15 protein-coding genes are annotated in these 20025 nt (G+C 69.3%); 5 read left to right on the top strand and 10 right to left on the bottom strand.

Going from position 1 to position 20025, the window contains the following annotated elements:
* Nucleotides 1-31 precede the first annotated feature (31 nt).
* The 4 genes from sbcD (at nt 32) to CHC02_RS00345 (ending at nt 6357) form a co-directional block, all read left to right on the top strand.
* Entirely contained in the window at nt 32-1252 is a 1221-nt protein-coding gene (gene sbcD, locus CHC02_RS00360; protein ID WP_089389537.1) for an exonuclease subunit SbcD, read from the top strand.
* Nucleotides 1252-4692 (top strand): AAA family ATPase, encoded by a 3441-nt coding sequence (locus CHC02_RS00355; protein ID WP_089389536.1) that lies wholly within the window; start codon nt 1252-1254, stop codon nt 4690-4692. The genes sbcD and CHC02_RS00355 overlap by 1 nt, the downstream gene beginning before the upstream one ends.
* Nucleotides 4693-4883: 191 nt before the next feature.
* Complete coding sequence (locus CHC02_RS00350) at nt 4884-5567, top strand: Dps family protein (protein WP_176450301.1); 684 nt, start codon at nt 4884-4886, stop codon at nt 5565-5567.
* 247 nt (nt 5568-5814) lie between these two features.
* A complete protein-coding gene (locus CHC02_RS00345) occupies nt 5815-6357 on the top strand; it encodes a hydrolase (protein WP_089389535.1) in 543 nt (180 codons plus the stop codon).
* Here the strand turns inward: CHC02_RS00345 and rlmF are convergent, their stop codons facing one another.
* The 4 genes from rlmF to CHC02_RS00325 form a co-directional block, all read right to left on the bottom strand.
* Nucleotides 6358-7347, bottom strand: coding sequence for a 23S rRNA (adenine(1618)-N(6))-methyltransferase RlmF (rlmF, locus tag CHC02_RS00340; protein WP_089389534.1), 990 nt, complete (start codon nt 7345-7347; stop codon nt 6358-6360).
* 431 nt (nt 7348-7778) lie between these two features.
* On the bottom strand, nt 7779-8075 hold the full coding sequence (locus tag CHC02_RS00335) for a winged helix-turn-helix domain-containing protein (RefSeq protein WP_089389533.1): 297 nt from the start codon (nt 8073-8075) through the stop codon (nt 7779-7781).
* A 17-nt stretch (nt 8076-8092) separates the two neighbouring features.
* Nucleotides 8093-9925: an SLC13 family permease gene (locus tag CHC02_RS00330; RefSeq protein ID WP_089389532.1), complete on the bottom strand. Its 1833-nt coding sequence runs from the start codon at nt 9923-9925 to the stop codon at nt 8093-8095.
* A 94-nt stretch (nt 9926-10019) separates the two neighbouring features.
* The gene (locus CHC02_RS00325; protein WP_089389531.1) at nt 10020-11675 is read right to left on the bottom strand and encodes a thiamine pyrophosphate-binding protein; all 1656 of its coding nucleotides are present in this window, start codon (nt 11673-11675) and stop codon (nt 10020-10022) included.
* A 210-nt stretch (nt 11676-11885) separates the two neighbouring features.
* Between CHC02_RS00325 and CHC02_RS00320 the strand changes: the two genes are divergently transcribed.
* A complete protein-coding gene (locus CHC02_RS00320; RefSeq protein WP_089389530.1) occupies nt 11886-13790 on the top strand; it encodes a M14 family metallopeptidase in 1905 nt (634 codons plus the stop codon).
* A gap of 139 nt (nt 13791-13929) precedes the next feature.
* Here the strand turns inward: CHC02_RS00320 and CHC02_RS00315 are convergent, their stop codons facing one another.
* The 6 genes from CHC02_RS00315 to CHC02_RS00290 all read right to left on the bottom strand — a co-directional run bounded on the left by CHC02_RS00315 (nt 13930) and on the right by CHC02_RS00290 (nt 19982).
* A complete protein-coding gene (locus CHC02_RS00315; RefSeq protein ID WP_279615526.1) occupies nt 13930-14202 on the bottom strand; it encodes a HepT-like ribonuclease domain-containing protein in 273 nt (90 codons plus the stop codon).
* A gap of 15 nt (nt 14203-14217) precedes the next feature.
* A complete protein-coding gene (locus CHC02_RS00310; protein WP_089389528.1) occupies nt 14218-14508 on the bottom strand; it encodes a nucleotidyltransferase family protein in 291 nt (96 codons plus the stop codon).
* A 79-nt stretch (nt 14509-14587) separates the two neighbouring features.
* Nucleotides 14588-17437 carry a valine--tRNA ligase gene (locus CHC02_RS00305; protein WP_089389527.1) on the bottom strand — a complete coding sequence of 950 codons (2850 nt, stop codon included), beginning with the start codon at nt 17435-17437 and terminating at the stop codon, nt 14588-14590.
* 213 nt (nt 17438-17650) lie between these two features.
* Nucleotides 17651-18016: a DNA polymerase III subunit chi gene (locus CHC02_RS00300; RefSeq protein ID WP_089389526.1), complete on the bottom strand. Its 366-nt coding sequence runs from the start codon at nt 18014-18016 to the stop codon at nt 17651-17653.
* A 15-nt stretch (nt 18017-18031) separates the two neighbouring features.
* Complete coding sequence (locus CHC02_RS00295; RefSeq protein ID WP_089389525.1) at nt 18032-18460, bottom strand: DNA polymerase III subunit chi; 429 nt, start codon at nt 18458-18460, stop codon at nt 18032-18034.
* A 34-nt stretch (nt 18461-18494) separates the two neighbouring features.
* A complete protein-coding gene (locus CHC02_RS00290) occupies nt 18495-19982 on the bottom strand; it encodes a leucyl aminopeptidase (protein ID WP_089389524.1) in 1488 nt (495 codons plus the stop codon).
* Nucleotides 19983-20025: the final 43 nt, after the last annotated feature.

Genomic DNA, 20025 nt, shown 5'->3' with positions numbered 1-20025 from the left:
CGGCTGGATCAGACAGCGGGACAGCAGGCGCATGCGCATCCTCCACACCTCCGACTGGCACCTCGGCCAGCACTTCATGGGCAAGAGCCGCGAGGCCGAGCACCGCGCCTTCTGCCGCTGGTTGGTGGAGCGGGTGCGCGAGCACGGGGTGGACGCGGTGATCATCGCCGGCGACGTGTTCGACACCGGCGCGCCGCCCAGCTATGCCCGCGAGCAGTACAACCGCTTCATCGTCGAGCTGCGCGAAACCGGCGCCAGCCTGGTGGTGCTGGGCGGCAACCACGACTCGGTGGCCATGCTGGAGGAGTCCCGCGAGCTGCTGGCGGTGCTCGGCACGCGGGTGATCGCCGCCGCCGGCGCCGACCTCGACCGGCAGTTGCTGGTGCTGCCGCAACGCGATGGCACGCCGGGCGCGGTGCTCTGCGCCATTCCCTTCCTGCGCCCGCGCGACCTGCTGGCCAGCCAGGCCGGGCAGAGCGCCCAGGACAAGCAGCTGGCCCTGCAGCAGGCCATCCAGGCGCACTACCGCGCGCTGTTCGAACGGGCCGAGGCCAAGCGCGCCGAACTGGGCGGCGGGCTGCCCATAGTCGCCACCGGGCACCTGACCACGGTCGGCGCCAGCGCCAGCGAGTCGGTGCGGGAAATCTACGTCGGCAGCCTGGAAGCCTTCCCCACCAGCGCCTTCCCGGCGGCGGACTACATCGCCCTGGGGCACATCCACCGGCCGCAGAAGGTCGGTGGCCTGGAGCACATCCGCTACTGCGGCTCGCCCATCGCCCTGAGCTTCGACGAGGCGCGGCAGGCCAAGGAGGTGCTGCTGGTGGACCTCGACGAAAGCGGCCTGCGCGCGGTGACGCCGCTCGCCGTGCCCTGCTTCCAGCCCCTGCAGTCGCTGGCCGGCAACCTGGACAGTCTGCCCGATGCGCTGGCCGAGGCGGCGCGCCTGGGCACGCCGGAACGGCCGGTGTGGGTGGAGGTGCTGGTGCGCGCCGACGACTACCTGAACGACATCCAGCTGCGCGTCGAGAAGCTTTGCGAGGAACTGCCGGTGGAAGTGCTGCGCACCCGCCGCGAGCGCGGCAACCAGCAGGCCGGGCTGTTCGGCGAGGCGCGCGAGACCCTCGACGAACTCTCCGCCGAGGACGTCTTCGAACAACGCCTGGACGCCGAGGAGCTGGAGCCGCCGCTGCGCCAGCAACTGGCCGGGCTGTACCGCCAGGTGGTCGCCGAACTGCGGGAGGAGCAAGCCTGATGCGCATCCTCAGCCTGCGCCTGAAGAACCTCAACTCGCTCAAGGGCGAGTGGAAGATCGATTTCGCCGCCGAGCCCTTCGCCGGCAACGGCCTGTTCGCCATCACCGGGCCTACAGGTGCCGGCAAGACCACCCTGCTGGATGCCATCTGCCTGGCCCTGTACCACCGCACGCCGCGCATGAGCACGCTGTCGCAGAGCGGCAACGAACTGATGACCCGCCACACCGCCGACTGCCTCGCCGAGGTCGAGTTCGAGGTCCGGGGCCGCCGCTACCGCGCCTTCTGGAGCCAGCGCCGGGCCCGCGACAAGCTCGACGGCGCGCTGCAGGCGCCCAAGGTGGAGCTGGCGCGCATCGACGTCGCCGGCGGCGAAGGCGAGATCCTCACCGACAAGATCAACGACAAGCTGCGCCAGACCGAGCAACTCACCGGCCTCGACTTCGGCCGCTTCACCAAATCCATGCTGCTGGCCCAGGGCGGTTTCGCCGCCTTCCTCGAGGCCAGCGCCAACGACCGCGCCGCGCTGCTGGAAGAACTCACCGGCACGGAAATCTACGGGCTGATCTCCCAGCGCGTGTTCGAGCGCACCAAGGCGGCGGAGGGCGACCTGAAACTGTTGCGGAGCCGTGCCGAGGGCATGGAACTGCTCGGCGAGGAACAGCGTGGCGAACTGCAGGCCGAGGCCGAGCGCCTGCTGGCCGAGGAAGCGCCGCTGCTCCAGCGCCAGGCCGAACTGCAGGCCCAGCGCCGCTGGCGCGAGGACCTGGGCCGCGCCGAACAGCAGCACCAGCAGGCCGCCGCGCGCGAGCAGCAGGCCCGCGAGGCGTTGCTCCAGGCGGCCCCCAACCTCCAGCGCCTGGCCGCCAGCGAGCCGGCGGCGCGCCTGCAGCCGCTGCATGCGGCCTGGCAACAGGCGCGCCAAGTGCTGGAGCGGGACGAGACCGGCCTGGCGGACCTGCAGCGCCAGCAGCGGGACTGCGCGGAGCAGGTCGTGCGCAGCCTGTGGCAGGCCAGCCAGTACAGTGCGCAGTGGGCGGGGCAGCGCCAGCGCGCCATCGATGAACTCGCCACGCAGCGCCGCGAAGTGCAGGCGCAGCTCGCCGCGCACCCGCAACGCGCCCGCCTGGGCGAGCTGCTGGGCGGCTGGCGCGCGCAGTTCGCCCGGCGCGAACAGCTCGGTAGTGAACTGCAGGGCGCCTGCGCGCGCCTGGAGCAGGAGTCCGCCGCCATCCAATCCTTGCACGGCCAACTCGCCTCTCATGGCCAGGCCCTGGCCGATGCCGGGCAGGCGCTGGACGCGGCGCGCCAGGCCGAGGCGCAGCAACAGGCGCGCTTGCAGGCCCTGCTGCAAGGCGCCGGCGAAAGCGCCCTACGCGAGCGCTGGCAGCAGTTGCAGCAGCAGGGCAGGGCGCTGGACCGCCTGCAACAGCTGGCGCAGAACCGCGAACAGGCAAGTGCCCAGGCCGCCCGCCTGCAGCCGCAGCTCGATGCCCTGCAGCAACGCCAGGCGCAGAAGGAGGCCGCGATCGCCGAACTGCGCGAGCGCTACAAGGGGTTGAAGCAGCAGGTCGCCGACAAGGAGAAACTGCTGGAGCAGGAGCAGCGCATCCAGGCCCTGGAGGCCTATCGCGCGCAACTGCAGCCCGGCGAGGCTTGCCCGCTGTGCGGTTCCCACGAACACCCGGCCATCGCCAGCTACCAGGCGCTGGACGTGTCGCAGACGCGCCGTGCCCTCGACGAATGCCGCGCGGCCCTGGCCGCCCTGGAAAGCGACGGCGTGGCGCTGCGCGACGAGTTGTCCGACGTGACGGCCCAGGCTGCCCAGGCTCGGCAACAGCTGGAGCAACTGCGCGAACAACTGCACCAGCTCGATAGCGAATGGCAGCGTCAGTTGGCCGAACAGAACCTCGCCATCGAGGGTGCCGCTGGCCTGGCCGCGATCCGTCAGGCCCAGGAGCAGGCCCTGGCCGACCTGCAGGAACGCCTGGCGGCGCTCGATGCGCTCAAGGGCGAATTGCAGCAGGCCGCCAGCGCCCGCGAGAACGCCGAGCGCAGCCATGCGGCCGCGCTGCAGCAGGAGGCCCTGCTGCGTCGCGACCTGGACAACGCACAGCAGCGCCTGGCGGAACAACAGCAACGCCTGGAGCAATTGCAGGCCCAGGCCGAACGCCAGGCCGCCGAGCTGCTGGCCAGCCTCGACGGTTTCGCCGCCGCGCTGCCCGGCCAGGGCGCGGCCTGGCTGGCCGAACGCGAAGGAGAATGGCGCGCCTGGCAGCAGGCCCAGCAGCAGGACCAGCAACTGCAGGAGGCCGAGCGCGAAGCGCGGCGCCTGTTGCAGGAAGCCGAAGCGCAGGCTGGGCAATGGCGCGAACGCTGGAGCGCCAGTGGCGAGCAGGCCCTGCCGGAGCTGGCGCCTGAGCCTCAGCCGCAGCAGGCCCTGCAAGTGGCTGAGGCGGCCCTGCAGGCGGCGCAGCGCCAGGCCGACGCGCTGCTCGGCCGCGAGCAGAGCCTGGCCGCGCACCTGGAACAGGCGCGCGCTACCCTGGCTGAATGCGAGCGCACCTGGCAGCAGGCTCTGGAAGAAAGCCCGTTCGCCGACCTGGCGGCTTTCCTCGCCGCGCTGTTGGAAGACGGCGAGCGCCAGCGCCTGGGTGAACTCAAGACGCGCCTGGACACCGCGCTGACCGAAGCCGTGGCGCTGCGCGTCGCCGCCGAGGAAACCGAGCGCCAGCTACGCGCACAGCCGCTGGGCGAACTGGAGCTGCCGGCCCTCGACGAGCAGCTGCAGGCCCTCGCCACGCAACTGCGCGAACTGGGCCAGCGCCAGGGCGAGGTGCGGGCGCAGCTGCAGGGCGACGACGCGCGCCGCGCCAGCCAGCAGGCGCTGTTCGCCGAGATCGCCGCGCAGGAGGCGCACCACGACCTGTGGCAGCGCCTGAACGGCCTGATCGGCTCGTCCGATGGCGCCAAGTACCGGCGCTTCGCCCAGGGCCTGACCCTCGACCACCTGGTGCACCTGGCCAACCGGCAGCTGCAGCGCCTGCACGGCCGCTACCAGTTGGCGCGGCGCAGCGACGGCGAGCTGGAACTGGAGGTGGTGGACACCTGGCAGGGCGATGTCGCGCGGGACTGCCGCACGCTGTCCGGCGGCGAGAGCTTCCTGGTCAGCCTGGCCCTGGCCCTGGCGCTGTCGGACCTGGTCAGCCACAAGACCAGCATCGACTCGCTGTTCCTCGACGAGGGCTTCGGCACCCTCGACGGCGAGACACTGGAAGTGGCGCTGGACGCCCTCGACAGCCTCAACGCCAGCGGCAAGAGCATCGGCGTGATCAGCCACGTCGAGGCGCTCAAGGAACGCATCCCCGTGCAACTCAAGGTGCACAAGGGTGTCGGTATGGGGTACAGCCGCCTGGATGCGCGCTTCGCCGTGCAGCCCTGAGCCTTGCCCGGCGTCATTGCGCCATGCGTTGGGCGGGCCCGACGACTTGCAATCGATGCGCGGCGAGGTAGGCTCAAGAGCGCACTCGCCGCCATGAGAGGAACACGCGGGGAGTGCGCCAGGCTCGTCCCGGACCGCCAGTTTCGGCACGCACAGGGGCGGCATCCACAAGACCCCTTGAGGTGATCGAGATGAAGAAAACCGCAGCCACTGCGAAGAAACCCGCTGCACCCAAGACCGTCGCCAGCAAGCCGGCTGCGGCCAAGCCGGCCGCCGCCAAACCCGCTGCCGCCAAGCCTGCGGCAGCGAAGAAACCGGCAGCGAAGAAGCCCGCCGCCAAGCCCGCCGCCGCGAGCAAGCCGGCACCGCGCCGCGCGCCGGCCCTGGCCACGCCTTCGGACCTTTCCAAGGATGCCACCCGCGACCTCAGCGCGGCCCTCAGCCGCCTGCTCGCCGACGTCTTCGCGCTGTACCTGAAGACCAAGAACTTCCACTGGCACGTGAGCGGCCCGCACTTCCGCGACTACCACCTGCTGCTGGACGACCAGGCCACCGAAATCTTCGCCATGACCGACCCCATCGCCGAGCGCGTGCGCAAGATCGGCGGCAACACCATCCGCTCCATCGGCCACATCGGCCGCATCAAGCGCATCGCCGACAACGACGCCGAGTTCGTCCAGCCGCTGGACATGCTGGCCGAGCTGCAGGAGGACAACAAGTCGCTGACCGCCTACATGCGCGAGGTCCACGACCTGTGCGACGAGTACCACGACATCGCCACCGCCAGCCTCATCGAGAACTGGATCGACGAGACCGAGCAGCGCACCTGGTTCCTCTTCGAGACCAGCCGCCGCGGGGACGTGACGGGGCATTGAGGGTGCATGGCTGAAGAGAGGAGGGCCCCTTGTTCAGGGGCCTTTTTCTTGGGTGTGGAGGTGGGCGACAGTGTGTGCTGTGACCCCGCTTGCCCTCTCCCTGAAGGGAGAGGGAGCGGACTTCGACGCAGCTCCAGCGCTTCACCTTTGCTCATTCTCTTCCCTGCGTTTGTGTCGACCTGCTTTCCCGGTTGACACCCCCACACAGCAAGCCGAAAAAGAAGAACCACCCCCAGGAGACACCCCCATGCTGCTCCACGCCCCCACCTCGACCCTCCTCATCATCGACATCCAGGAGCGCCTGTTCCCGGCCATCCACGACGCCGAGGCGGTATTGCAGCACAGCGCCTGGCTGCTGGCCGTGGCCCGGCGCCTGGGCGTGCCGGCGCTGGCCACCGAGCAGTACAGCAAGGGCCTGGGCCAGACCCTGGCGCAGTTGCGCGAGCAGCTGCCGGCCGAGGCCATCCTGGAGAAGATCGCCTTCTCCGCGGTGGCCGACCCGGGCCTGCTGCAGTTGCCCGGCGGCGAGCGCCGGCAGTTCGTGGTGTGCGGCACCGAGGCCCACGTCTGCGTGCTGCAGACCGTGCTCGGCCTGCTGGCCGAGGACCGCGAGGTCTACGTGGTGGCCGAGGCGGTCGGCTCGCGGCGCCCGGAGGACAAGGCCCTGGCCCTGGAGCGCATGCGCCAGGCCGGCGCGGTGATCGTCAACCGCGAGATGGTCGCCTTCGAATGGCTGGAGCGCGCCGGCAGCGAGACCTTCCGCGCCGTCAGCCGCGAGTTCATCCGCTAGTCAGCCGTACCAGGCGCGGCGCGCCTCGGCGTCGAGGAAGGTCCAGGCGACGAAGCGGCTCTGCTTCTGCCCCTGGGCCATGTCCACGGTGCGCACCTGCAGCGCGCCGGCCTTCTTCAGGGCGCGGCGGAAGTCGTCGAGGTTGCCGGCCTTGGACACCAGCGAGCTGAACCAGCGCACCTGCTGCGCCACCTCCCGGCTTTCGCTGGCCATGCGCCTGAGGAAGGCGATCTCGCCGCCCTCGCACCACAGCTCGTTGCTCTGCCCGCCGAAGTTCAGCACCGGCAGCTTGCGCGAGGGGTCGAGCTTGCCGAGGTTCTTCCACTTGCGCCGGCTGCCGGCGCGGGCCTCGTCGGGCGAGGCGTGGAAGGGCGGGTTGCACAGGCTGGCGTGGAAGCGTTCGTCGCTGTGCAGCAGGCCGTGGAAGATGTGCCGCGGCTCGGGTTGCTGGCGCAGTTCGATGGCCTCGGCCAGGCCCGGGTTGCCCAGCACTATGTTGCGCGCCGAGGCCAGGGCGGCGGGCTCGATGTCGGCGCCGAGGAAGCGCCAGCCGTAGTCGCGGTGGCCGATCAGCGGGTAGATGCAGTTGGCCCCCACGCCGATGTCCAGCACGCGCACGCCGGGGCCGCGCGGCACGCTGCCGGCGTTGTCCTCGGCCAGCAGGTCGGCCAGGTAGTGCAGGTAGTCGGCGCGGCCGGGAATCGGCGGGCAGAGGAAGTCGGCGGGGATCTCCCAGTGGCCGATGCCGTACTGCGCCTTGAGCAGCGCGCGGTTGAACACCCGTACCGCCTGCGGGTCGGCGAAGTCGATGCTGGGCTTGCCGTAGGGGTTGGTGATCACGTAGTCGCCCAGCTCGGGGCTGGCGGCGATCAGGCTGGGAAAGTCGTAGCGCCCCTGGTGGCGGTTGCGCGGGTGCAGCAGGTCGGGCTTCTTCGCGGCGGGGTCGCGCAGCGGTTGCGGCTTGGCGGGGCGTTTCGGCGGCTTGGGCATGGCAGGCGGCGGGGCAGGGGAGCGGAGGGGGATTTTCCCACAGATGCCCCTCGTCTGGCGCGTCCCGCGCGGTGGTTGCCTGGGCGTAGGGCGAATAACCGTTCGCGGTTATCCGCCGCTACACCCATGCCCTCGTCGGCTCCGCGTTCCAACCGGGCGGCTCGTCCAGTTCGACTCCGAGCGGCCTGGGGCCATGGTCAAGCGGCGGATAACGCGGAGCGTTATTCGCCCTACGTTCTTGCGGACCACGGTGCCGGCGTAGGGCGAATAACCGTTCGCGGTTATCCGCCGCTACACCCATGCCCTGGTTGGCTCCGCGTTCCAACTGGGCGGCTCGTCCAGTTCGACTCCGAGCGGCCTGGGGCCATGGTCAAGCGGCGGATAACGCGGAGCGTTATTCGCCCTACGTTCTTGCGGACTACGGTGCGGTGTCAGGGATAGCCCAGCAGCGCCTTGATCTTCGAAAGGTTCGCCGCGATCCAGCGCGGGTCGATGGCGCCCCAGTCGCGGATGCGGTAGTGCCCGGCGTTGTTGCGCTCGCCGGCGTGTTGCTCGAACACGCAGTCGATGTCCAGGTCGGCCAGCGCCGCCAGGGTGTCCTGGGCGGTGCGGCGGGGCATGCCGGTGGCTTCCATCAGCGCCGGCACGCTGCTGGCCGTGCCGCTGTCCACCAGCCAGGCGACGTACAGGCGGCGGTAGAAACTGCTCTTGGTCTTGCTCGCTTCCATGGGGCGTCCTTGTTCGTTCAGTACAACGGCAGCAGCCAGGGTACCAGTAACACGCTGACGATCATCACCAGCAGGGTGAAGGGCACCCCGACCCTCACGAAGTCGCCGAAGCGGTAGTGCCCCGGGCCCAGCACCAGGGTGTTCACCGGCGAGGAGATGGGCGTCATGAAGGCCGCCGAGGCGGCCAGCGCGACTATCATCGCGAAGGGCGCCGGCTGCGCGCCCAGGGCCTTGGCCGTGGCGATGGCCACCGGCGCCATCAGCACCGCGGTGGCGGTGTTGGAGATGAACAGGCCGATCAGCGCGGTGAGCAGGAACAGGCTGGCGAGGATCAGGTAGGGCCCGGCGCCGCCCAGCGCGCCGACCAGCGCCTGCACCGCCAGGGCGATGCCGCCGGTCTTCTGCAGGGCCAGGGCGAAGGGCAGCATGCCGACGATCAGCACCAGGCTCTGCCAGTGGATGGCGCGGTAGGCGCTGTCCATGTCGATGCAGCGGAACAGGCCCATGAGCAGGCAGGCGATGAGCGCGGCGAGCACGTTGGGCACCAGGCCGCTGACCATCAGCAGCACCATCAGCCCCAGGGCCAGCAGCGCGTGGGGCGCCTGGCTGGCCGCCGGCGCGGCCTCGTCCACCTCCGCCGGCAGGCTCAGCACCAGGAAGTCGCGGCCCTGGCCCTGGAGCTGGCGGATGTCCTTCCAGGCGCCCACCACCAGCAGGGTGTCGCCGACCTTCAGCTTGGCCTCCAGCAGGCCGTCCACCACGGCCTCGCGGTTGCGCCGCAGGCCCACCACGTTGAGCCCGTACTGGCTGCGGAAGCCCAGCTCCAGCACGCTCTTGCCCAGCAGGGCGGATTCCGGCGGCAGGGTCACCTCGGCCATGCCCACCTCGTGGGCGCGTTCGGTGAAGTAGTCGCCGTGCAGGCTCAGCGGCTCCAGGCCGTACTCGTGGTAGAGCTGCAGCAGGTCGATGCCCGGCTGGAAGATGTCCACCAGCAGCACGTCGCCGGCCTGCAGCACCACCTCGGCGCCGGGGCTGAGGATCTTCAGGCGGAAGCGCGCCAGGCGCTCGATGGCGATGACGTTGGTGCCGCGCTCGGTGCGCAGCTGCACGTCGCCCAGGGTCATGCCCGCCAGCCGGGAGTCGGCGCGGATGCGCAGCCGGCGCTCGCGCCCGGCCAGCTGGTAGTCGCGGATCAGGTCGCGCAGCGAGCGGCGTTGCGCGGCGTTGCCGGCGCTGTCGTCGCCGTGGCCGAGCCAGCGCCGGGCCACCAGCATGTAGGCCACGCCCAGGGCCAGGATCACCAGGCCGATGGGGGTGAAGCTGAAGAAGCCGAAGCCCGCCTCGCCCTCGCGCACCAGTTCGCTGTGCACCACCATGTTCGGCGGCGTGGCCACCAGGGTGAGCATGCCGCTGATCAGCCCGGCGAAGCTCAGCGGCATCATCAGCCGCGCCGGCGCCACGTTCATGCGCGCGGCGACGGTGAGCACCACCGGGATGAAGATCGCCACCACGCCGGTGGAACTCATCACCGAGCCGAGGCCGGCCACCGCCAGCATCAGCAGCACCAGCAGGCGCGTCTCGTCGCTGTCGGCCTTGTGCGTCAGCCATTCGCCGATGCGGTAGGCCACGCCAGTGCGCACCAGGCCCTCGCCGATCACGAAGAGCGCGGCGATCAGCACCACGCTGGGGTCGGCGAAGCCGGCCAGCGCTTCCTGCACGCTGAGCACGCCGGTCAGCGGCAGCGCCACCATGGCCAGCAGGGCGACCACGTCCATGCGCGGCCGGTTGAGGACGAACAGCGCCACCACGGTGGCGAGCAGGAACAGGACCCAGAGCAGTTGCGGATTCATGCGCTTCCTTAGCCGGCGAATCGGCAGGCATTGTTCCCGGTCGCGGGGAACAATGCCTTGACCCGATGCAGCTTAGCGAAGCCTTTGGCGCTTTTCAGGGAAGCCGCGCCACCGGGGTGATCTGCCGTGGGTCGGTGCGCAGCTCGATCAGCGCCGGCTTGCCGCAGGCCCGGGCGCGCTGGAAGGCGGCGGCGAAGTCCTCGGTGCGCTCCACCCGCTCGCCGTGGGCGCCGAAGGCCTGGGCCAGGGCGACGAAGTCGGGGTTGTGCAGTTCGGTGGCGCAGATGCGCCCGGGGTATTCGCGTTCCTGGTGCATGCGGATGGTGCCGAGCATGCCGTTGTTGACCACGATGACGATCAGCGCGGCGCCGAACTGCACGGCGGTGGCCAGCTCCTGCGGGTACATCATGAAGCAGCCGTCGCCGGCGAAGCACACCACCTCGCGCTGCGGCTCGCGCAGCTTGGCGGCGATGGCGGCGGGGAAGCCGTAGCCCATGGCGCCGTTGGTGGGCGCCAGCTGGCTGCGGGCGGCGCGGTAGCGGTAGAAGCGGTGCACCCAGACCGCGTAGTTGCCGGCGCCGTTGCTGATGACCGCGTCCTCGGGGAGGGTTTCGGCGAGGTGGCCGACCACCGCGGCCAGGTCCACGCCCTGCAGCTCGGCCGGGCTGGCCGGCGGGGTGGCGTAGGCCAGGTAGTCGGCGCGGGCCTCTGCCGTCCATTCGGTCCAGGGGCGTTCGGCCAATGGCGGCAGGGCGTCCAGGGCGGCGGCGATGGCCGGCAGGCTGGCCTGGATCGGCAGGTCGGCCTGGTAGACGCGGCCCAGTTCGCTGGCGTCGGGGTGGACGTGGACCAGCGTCTGGACGGGGTTCGGGCTTTGCACCAGGGTGTAGCCGGCGCTGGGCGTCTCGCTCAGGCGCGAGCCGAGCACCAGCAGCAGGTCGGCCTCCTGCAGCCGTGCGGTGAGCCTGGGCGAGGCGCCGAAGCCGAGCTGGCCGACGTACTGTGCGTCGTCGTTGTCGTACAGGTCCTGGCGGCGGAACGAGGCCACCACCGGCAATTCGTTGGCCCGGGCGAAACGCTGCAGGGCGCGGCGCGCGGATTCGTCCCAGCCGGTGCCGCCAACTATCAGCAGCGGCTTGCGCGCACGGGCGAGCAGGCTGCGCAGCTCTTCCAGCGCGGCCAGCGGCGGGGCGACCTGCGGGATGCGCGGGGCGGGCGCGTCCGTCACCTGCGCGGTGCCGAACAGCACTTCCTCCGGCAGCCCCACCACCACCGGGCCGGGGCGCCCGGACTGGGCCACGGCGAAGGCCTGGGCGACCACCTCGGGGATGCGGCGGATGTCGTCGATCTCCGTGACCCACTTGGCCAGGCCGCCGAACATCTGCCGGTAGTCCACCTCCTGGAACGCCTCGCGGCCCTTGAAGGCGCTTTCCACCTGGCCGACGAAGAGGATCATCGGCGTCGAGTCCTGCCGGGCCGTGTGCACGCCGTTGGCCGCATGGGTGGCGCCCGGCCCGCGGGTGACGAAGCAGATGCCCGGGCGCCCGGTGAGCTTGCCGTAGGCGTCGGCCATGTTCGAGGCGGCGCCTTCGTGGCGGGTGACTATGGTGCGGATCGCGCGCGCGTCGTGCAGGGCGTCGAGCACCGGCAGGTAGCTTTCGCCGGGGATGCAGTAGACGGTGTCCACCGCGTTGCGCAGCAGGGCTTCGACGAGGATCTGGCCGCCATTGCGGGCGGGGAGGTCGGACATGGTGCGGGCTCCTGTGGAAGTCGGGACGGCGGCTTTCCAGGCCGCGCTGGCGCGTCGATCTTCGGCCCAAAGCCTGCGCCGCGCCAAGCGAGCTTTCTTCGGGTAGTCATTCCACCCCGGAATGACGCCTGCGACAACCGGCCCCTTCGGCCGTGTGGATCATGGTCTAAGGTTCTCCGGGCCGTGGCTCACCGCGAAAGGAGGCCCCCCATGCGCCATCGAGGATTTCACCCGCTGTACGCCGCGCTGCTGCTGGCCGGCAGCCTGCCGGCCCTGGCGGCGTTGCCCCAGGCGCCCGGCTACGTCGACGACAGCGGCTACCCGGCGGCGGCGAAGCAGCGCATCCTGCCGCCGATGTTCGAGCAGAAGCTGGCCAGCACCCGCTACCTGGCCAGGCCCGACGACCCGCTGATCACCCTGGCCGAGTCCAGCGGCTTCCGGCAGACCAGCGACTACCAGCAGAGCCGCGACTACCTGAAGAAGCTGGCCGATGCCTCCGGCGGCAGGCTGCTGCTGAGCGAGCTGCCGGAGAAGAGCGCCAGCGGCGAGCCGATGCTGCTGGTGACCGCCTCGACCGAGGCCGACAAATCGCCGGCCGGGCTGAACGGCTCGGGCAAGCCGACGCTCTTCGTCGAGGCCGAGATCCACCCCGGCGAGGCCAACGGCAAGGATGCGATGTTCATGCTGCTGCGCGACATGACCGCCGGGAGCAAGCCGCTGGCCGGGTTGCTGGAGAAGGTCAACATCCTCTTCATCCCCACCGTGAACGTCGATGGCGACCTGCGCCGCAGCCCCTACGGGCGCATCAACCAGAACGGCCCGGAGGTCACCGGCTGGCGCGTCAACGGCCTGAACCTGAACCTCAACCGCGACTTCACCAAGCTCGACAGCGCGGAAATCCGCAACGTCGCCTGGGTGTTCAACCAGTACGACCTGAGCTTCTTCGCCGACACCCACTCCACCGACGGCGCCATGTACCCCTACGACAGCTCCTACTGCCACAACGGCAACGGCTGGTCGCCGGCATCCAGCCAGTGGATGGACGAGGTCATGCGCGGCCCGGTGTACAAGGAACTGGAAGGCGACGGCCACGTGGTTCACGAGTGCATCAGCCTCAACGACAACCAGGACCCGGCCAAGGGCTACTACCCCTACCGCACCGATCTTGCGCGCTTCTCCAACCAGTACGGCGACATCCGCAACGTGCCCTCGATCCTCATCGAGCAGCACGCGCTGCACCCGTATGAAACCCAGGTGCTGGGCAACTACGTGATGCTCAAGGCGATGTTCCGGGTGATCGGCGACAACGCCGGGTCGCTCAAGGCCGCCATCGCCAAGGACCGCGAGCGCCTGGAGGCGCAGAAGGAGGTGATCCTGACCTGGAAGCCGGGCAAGGAGCAGCACACGCCCTTCGTCGTCGGCGACTACCACTACGAGCAGTCGCCCATCACCGGCGCCAGGACCATTGTCTGGAGCAACAAGCCGAAGACCTTGCAGGTACCGATCAGCGACAACTCGGTGCCCGACCTGGTGGTCAGGCGGCCGAAGCAGTACGTGGTGCCGGTGCAGTGGCGCGAGGTCATCGCCCGGCTCAAGGCCCACGGCATCCGCATGCAGACCCTGGAGCAGCCGACCGCCATCGAGGTCACCCTGTACCGCATGGACGACATCAAGCTGGCCGGCGGCTTCGAGCCGGACCGCGCCGCGGCCAACGAAATCCCCGGCTACGAGGGGCACCTGCTGGTCAGCGGCACCGGCAAGCCGTTCCAGCGCCTGCAGACCTTCCCGGCCGGCTCGGTGGTGATCGACACCGACCAGCCGCTGGGCGTGCTGGCGATCAACCTGCTGACCGCCGAGAGCCCGGATTCCTTCTGGTCCTGGGGCTTCTTCAACGCCACCCTGGTGTCCGCCGAGGAGCCGGAGGAATACGTGATGGAGCCCATGGCGCGCAAGATGCTCGCCGAGGACCCGCAGCTGAAGGCCGAGTTCGAGAAGAAGCTGAAGGACGACAAGGCCTTCGCCAAGGACCCGCATGCGCGGCTGGAATGGTTCTACCAGCGCACGCCCTTCCATGACGTGAATGCCTACGTCTACCCGGTTGGCACGGTGTTCTGACTGGTTGTAGGAGCGGGCCCTGCCCGCGATTCGCGCGCAGGGCCCGCTCCTACATGGGAATGGCGCAGGTGGGGCAGCGGAGCGGATCTCATCCGCGAATCGCGCCGGTGGCTTGGGTTATCGCGGATGAAATCCGCTCCTACGACCGTGCTTTTCTGGAACGGAACATCGGTGGCCGAGGGCAACGGCGGATAACGCCGTAGGCGTTATGCGCCCTACGCCGCCGCCGGTGTCCTGCGTAGGGCGCATAACCGTTCGCGGTTATCCGCCGCCGGCCGGAACATCGGAGTTCGGGAACAACGGCGCAGCTACGCTTGTCGCGGACGATGCTCCACAGCGTATCGTCGTCGATGCCGAGATAGCCGTGGATCAGCCGGTTGCGCGTGGCGACGAGCATGCGCCAGGGTACCAGACGCGCCCGGACGCCTCAGACATTCACCGCCTCCGCCTCGATGAAGGGCCGCAGTTCGGGGCGCAGGGCCTTTTCGGTGACCAGGTCGACGCTGCTGCCCAGCAGGTCCTCCAGGTAGAACTGCACACCGAAGTAGCGTTCCGAGGTGGCGGGGCCGTCGAAGGCCACCAGGATGTCCACATCGCTGTCCGGCCTGGCAGCATCGCGCACGGTGGAGCCGAACAGGGCGAGCCGGACCACGCCGAAGCGCTCGGCCAGCTCGGGCTTGCAGCTTTGCAGCAGGTTCAGGGCGTTGGTGCGCTTCATGGCGTCCTCCGGGGGATACGCCAGAAGGTAGCACAAGCGAAAAGCACAAGGCCCGCATCGCGGGCCTTGTGGATAACGCTTACAGGCTGGCGATCTTCTCGCGCTGCTGGATCAGGTTGGTCACCGCCTGCTCGGCCTCGGCCAGCTTGGCGCGTTCTTTCTCGATCACTTCGGCCGGGGCCTTGGCGACGAAGCCTTCGTTGGCCAGCTTGCCGCCGACGCGCTTGACCTCGCCTTCCAGGCGCTGGATTTCCTTGTCCAGGCGCGCCAGTTCCGCGGCCTTGTCGATCAGCCCGGCCATGGGCACCAGCACCTGCAGCTCGCCGACCAGCGCGGTGGCCGACATCGGCGGTTCCTCGCCTTCGTCGAGCACGCGCACCGATTCCAGCTTGGCCAGTTTCATCAGCAGCGGCTCGTTGTCGGCCAGGCGGCGATGGTCCTCGGGGGAGGCGTTGTTCAGCACCAGGTCGATGCGCTTGGCCATGGAGATGTTCATCTCGCCGCGGATCTGGCGGATGCCCAGCATCAGCGCCTTGACCCACTCGATGTCGCCTTCGGCGGCGGCGTCGATCTTCGCTTCGTCGGCCACCGGCCAGGGCTGCAGCATCAGGGTGTCGCCGCTCTTGCCGGCGGAAGCCTTGATGCGCTGCCAGATTTCCTCGGTGATGAACGGCATGAACGGGTGCGCCAGGCGCAGCGCGGTCTCCAGCACGCGCACCAGGGTGCGGCGGGTGCCGCGCTGGCGCTCGATGGGCGCGTTCTCGTCCCACAGCACCGGCTTGACCAGTTCCAGGTACCAGGCGCAGTACTCGTCCCAGATGAACTCGTAGAGGGCCTGGGTGGCCAGGTCGAAGCGGAAGGCGTCGAGCTGGCGGGCGACTTCCTGCTCGGTGCGCTGCAGCGCCGAGATGATCCAGCGGTCCACCGCGGACAGCTCGACCGGCTCGCCGTTCACGCCGGTGTCCTGGCCATCGGTGTTCTCGATGACGAAGTTGGCGGCGTTCCACAGCTTGTTGCAGAAGTTGCGGTAGCCCTCGACGCGGCCCATGTCGAACTTGATGTCGCGGCCGGTGGAGGCCAGCGAGCAGAAGGTGAAGCGCAGGGCGTCGGTGCCGTAGCTGGCGATGCCTTCGGGGAATTCGGCCCTGGTCTGCTTGGCGATCTTCTCGGCCAGCTTGGGCTGCATCATGCCGCTGGTGCGCTTCTCCAGCAGGGCGTCGAGGCTGATGCCGTCGACGATGTCCAGCGGGTCGAGCACGTTGCCCTTGGACTTGGACATCTTCTGGCCCTGGCCATCGCGCACCAGGCCGTGGACGTACACGGTCTTGAACGGGACCTGCGGGGTGCCGTCCTGGTTCTTGATGAGGTGCATGGTCAGCATGATCATGCGCGCCACCCAGAAGAAGATGATGTCGAAGCCGGTCACCAGCACGTCGGTGGGGTGGAAGGTCTTCAGGTACTCGGTCTGTTCCGGCCAGCCGAGGGTGGAGAAGGTCCACAGGCCCGAGCTGAACCAGGTGTCCAGCACGTCCTCGTCCTGGCGCAGCTTGGCCTCGCCCAGGTTGTGCTTGGCGCGTACCTCGGCCTCGTTGCGGCCGACGTAGACGTTGCCGGCTTCGTCGTACCAGGCCGGGATGCGGTGGCCCCACCACAGCTGGCGGCTGATGCACCAGTCCTGGATGTCGCGCATCCAGCTGAAGTACATGTTCTCGTACTGCTTGGGCACGAACTGGATGCGGCCGTCTTCCACGGCGGCGATGGCCGGTTCGGCCAGCGGCTTGGTGGAGACGTACCACTGGTCGGTCAGCCAGGGCTCGATGACGGTGCCGGAGCGGTCGCCCTTGGGGACCTTCAGCGCGTGGTCGTCGATCTTCTCCAGCAGGCCGGCGGCTTCGAAGTCGGCGACTATCTGCTTGCGCGCGACGAAGCGGTCGAGGCCGGCGTAGGCGGCCGGCAGGCTGGCGTCCAGTTCGGCGTTGACGCTGCCGTCGAGGTGGAAGACCTGGGCCGTGGCGAGGATCGCCGCGTCCTTGTCGAAGATGTTGATCAGCGGCAGGTCGTGGCGCTTGCCGACTTCGTAGTCGTTGAAGTCGTGGGCCGGGGTGATCTTCACGCAGCCGGTGCCGAACTCGCGGTCGACGTAGTCGTCGGCGATGATCGGGATGCGCCGGCCCACCAGCGGCAGCTCGACGAAGGTGCCGATCAGCGCCTGGTAGCGCTCGTCTTCCGGGTGCACGGCGACCGCGCTGTCACCGAGCATGGTTTCCGGGCGGGTGGTGGCGACGATCAGGTGGTCCTTGCCGTCGGCGGTCTTGTGGCCGTCGGCCAGCGGGTAGCGCAGGTGCCAGAGGTGGCCCTTCTCGTCGTGGTTCTCCACTTCCAGGTCGGAAATGGCGGTGTGGAACTTGGTGTCCCAGTTGACCAGGCGCTTGCCGCGGTAGATCAGGCCGTCGTCGAACAGGCGGACGAAGGCTTCCTTCACCGCGTTGGACAGGCCGTCGTCCATGGTGAAGCGTTCGCGCGACCAGTCCACCGAGGAGCCCAGGCGGCGGATCTGCCGGGTGATGGTGCCGCCGGACTGCTCCTTCCACTCCCAGACCTTGTCCAGGAACTTCTCGCGGCCGAGGTCGTGGCGCGCCACGCCCTGGGCGGCCAGCTGGCGCTCCACCACCATCTGGGTGGCGATGCCGGCGTGGTCGGTGCCCGGCTGCCACAGGGTGTTGCGGCCCTGCATGCGGCGGTAGCGGATCAGCGCGTCCATGATGGCGTTGTTGAAGCCGTGGCCCATGTGCAGGCTGCCGGTGACGTTCGGCGGCGGGATCATGATGGTGTACGGCTCGCCGGAACCCTGCGGGGCGAAGTAGTTGTTCTGCTCCCAGGTGGGGTACCAGTGGGATTCGATGGCGTGGGGCTGGTAGGTCTTGTCCATGAGCGCGGCGGGACCCTGTAGGCGGCTAAACGGAAAACCGTCAAATATAAACAAGCTGCAGGCCACAAGCTACAAGCGGCAAGCAAAAGCCCGCCGGGGCCTCCACGGGACCGTAGGGCGAATAACGCCGCAGGCGTTATCCGCCGTTGTTCCTGGCATCGGTGTTTCCGGCCGGCGGCGGATAACCGCGAACGGTCATGCGCCCTGCGCCGGTCAGGGCTTGCGCTGTGCCAGCAGCCTTTGCAGGCGCGCTTCCAGGCGGCGTTGCAGCTCGGCTTCGATCTGCGGCACGAAGTCGTCGATGACGTCCTGCAGGATCAGCTGCGCGGCGGCGCGCAGTTCGCTGTCCAGGCGGGCCTGCTCGCGGCTGGGCGCGGGCAGGTCGTCGTCGGCCTGTTCCTCGGCCGGGGACGGCCGTGGCGAGGCCTGCACCACGTCGGAGAGCAGCGGGATGTTGTCCGGCTCGAAGGATTCGGTGAGCAGGGGCGGTTCGCCATCCGGCTCGCCGAGCAGGTCGTGGATCGACTCCAGGTCGTCGAGCAGGTGGTCGGGGTCTTGCGGTGGCTTGCGGCTGTCCATTTTTCCGGTAAAGCGTCAGAGGCGCGGCAGGCGATGGTCCTGCAAAGGATAGCCCTGCTCGCGGTAGTAGCGGAAATTCTCCCGCGCCGCCTGGCGGATGGCCGGTTCTTCCACCACCAGTTCGGCGATGCGCGAGAACTCGCCGGCGAAGGCCGGCACCGCCAGCGTCAGGTTGACCAGCAGGTCGCGGCGGCCCGCCGGGGGCTCGCCCAGGCCCAGGGTGACCGGGGCCTGGGCGTCTTCCTCGGCGGCGTTGTGCGGCACGAAGGCTTCCTTGCGGAAGCTCCACAGGCGCGCGTCCAGGGCCTCGCGCTGGGCTTCGTCGGCGCACAGCAGGTACACCCGCATGCCCTGCCGCCAGGCCTTGTCGGCCAGGCGGCAGGCGATGGTCAGGCGCGCGTCGGGATCGGCGCTGGGGATGACGTAGAAGTCGACCCGCGTCATGCCGGCGATCCCCTCGAACGATTGCGCTTTGCCATTACTTCACGCGGTCCAGCAGGTACTGGGTGAGCAGCGGCACCGGGCGGCCGGTGGCGCCCTTGTCCTTGCCGCCGCTGATCCAGGCGGTGCCGGCGATGTCCAGGTGCGCCCAGTGGTACTTCTTGGCGAAGCGCGAGAGGAAGCAGCCGGCGGTGATGGTGCCGGCCTTCGGCCCGCCGATGTTGGCGATGTCGGCGAAGGGGCTGTCCAGCTGCTCCTGGTACTCGTCGAACAGCGGCAGCTGCCAGGCGCGGTCGTCGGCCTGCTCGCCGGCCTTGAGCAACTGGCGGATCAGCGCGTCGTTGTTGCCCATCAGGCCCGAGGTGTTGGCGCCCAGGGCGACGATGCAGGCGCCGGTGAGGGTGGCGATGTCCACCACCGACTGCGGCTTGAAGCGCTCGGCGTAGGTCAGGGTGTCGCACAGCACCAGGCGGCCTTCGGCGTCGGTGTTGAGGATCTCGACGGTCTGCCCGCTCATGGTGGTGACGATGTCGCCGGGGCGGGTGGCACCGCCGCTGGGCATGTTCTCGGCGCAGGCCATCAGGCCCACCAGGTTGATCGGCAACTGCAGTTCGAGCACCGCGCGGAAGGTGCCGAAGACGCTGGCGGCGCCGCACATGTCGAACTTCATTTCGTCCATGCCCAGGCCGGGCTTGAGGCTGATGCCGCCGGTGTCGAAGGTGATGCCCTTGCCGACCAGCACGTGCGGCGCCTCGTCCTTCTTGCCGCCGTTGTAGTGCAGCACGATCAGCCGCGGCGGCTGGTCGCTGCCCTGGGCCACGGCGAGGAACGAGCCCATGCCCAGGTCGCGCAGTTTCTTCTCGTCGAGAATCTCGACCTTCAGGCCCTTGTGCTCCTTGGCCAGGGTCTTCGCCTGCTCGGCGAGGAAGCTGGGGTGGCAGACGTTCGGCGGCAGGTTGCCGAGGTCGCGGGTCAGGGCCATGCCGTTGGCGATGGCCCGGGCTTCCCTGGCGCCCTGCTCGACGGCGGGGGCGTCGGCCTTGTCGGCCAGCAGGGTGAGTTTCTTCAGCTTGGGCGCTTCGGCCTTCTGGCTCTTGTAGCGGTCGAACACGTACAGGCCATCGGCCAGCGTCTCCACCAGCAGGCGCGCCTTGCCGTGGGCGTTGCGGCCCTTGACCGCCAGGTCGCCCAGGGCGAGCACGGCGTCGCTGCCGCCCAGGTTCTTCAGGCTGGCCAGCACCGAGGAAACCAGTTTGCGGTATTGGCGGTCGGAGAGTTCGCGCTCCTTGCCCGCGCCCACCAGCAGCACGCGCTCGGCCTTGAGGTTGGGCAAGGCTTGCAGGAGCAAGGTCTGGCCGACCTTGCCGGCCAGGTCGCCGCGCTTGAGCAGGGCGGCGATGGCGCCGCCGCTGGCGGCGTCCACGGCCTGGGCCGCGGTGCCGAGCTTGCGGCCTTCGCCGACGGCGAGCACCAGGGTGGCGGTCTTCAGGGTTTGCGGACTGACGCTTTTTACAAGGAATTCCATGGCAAGGTGTCCCCGGGACGAAGGGTCGAAGTGGCGGGTGGTC

The sequence above is a fragment of the Pseudomonas delhiensis genome, assembly GCF_900187975.1.
Taxonomy (GTDB): Bacteria; Pseudomonadota; Gammaproteobacteria; order Pseudomonadales; family Pseudomonadaceae; genus Pseudomonas; species Pseudomonas delhiensis.
This window is presented reverse-complemented; position numbering and strand designations above follow the sequence as displayed.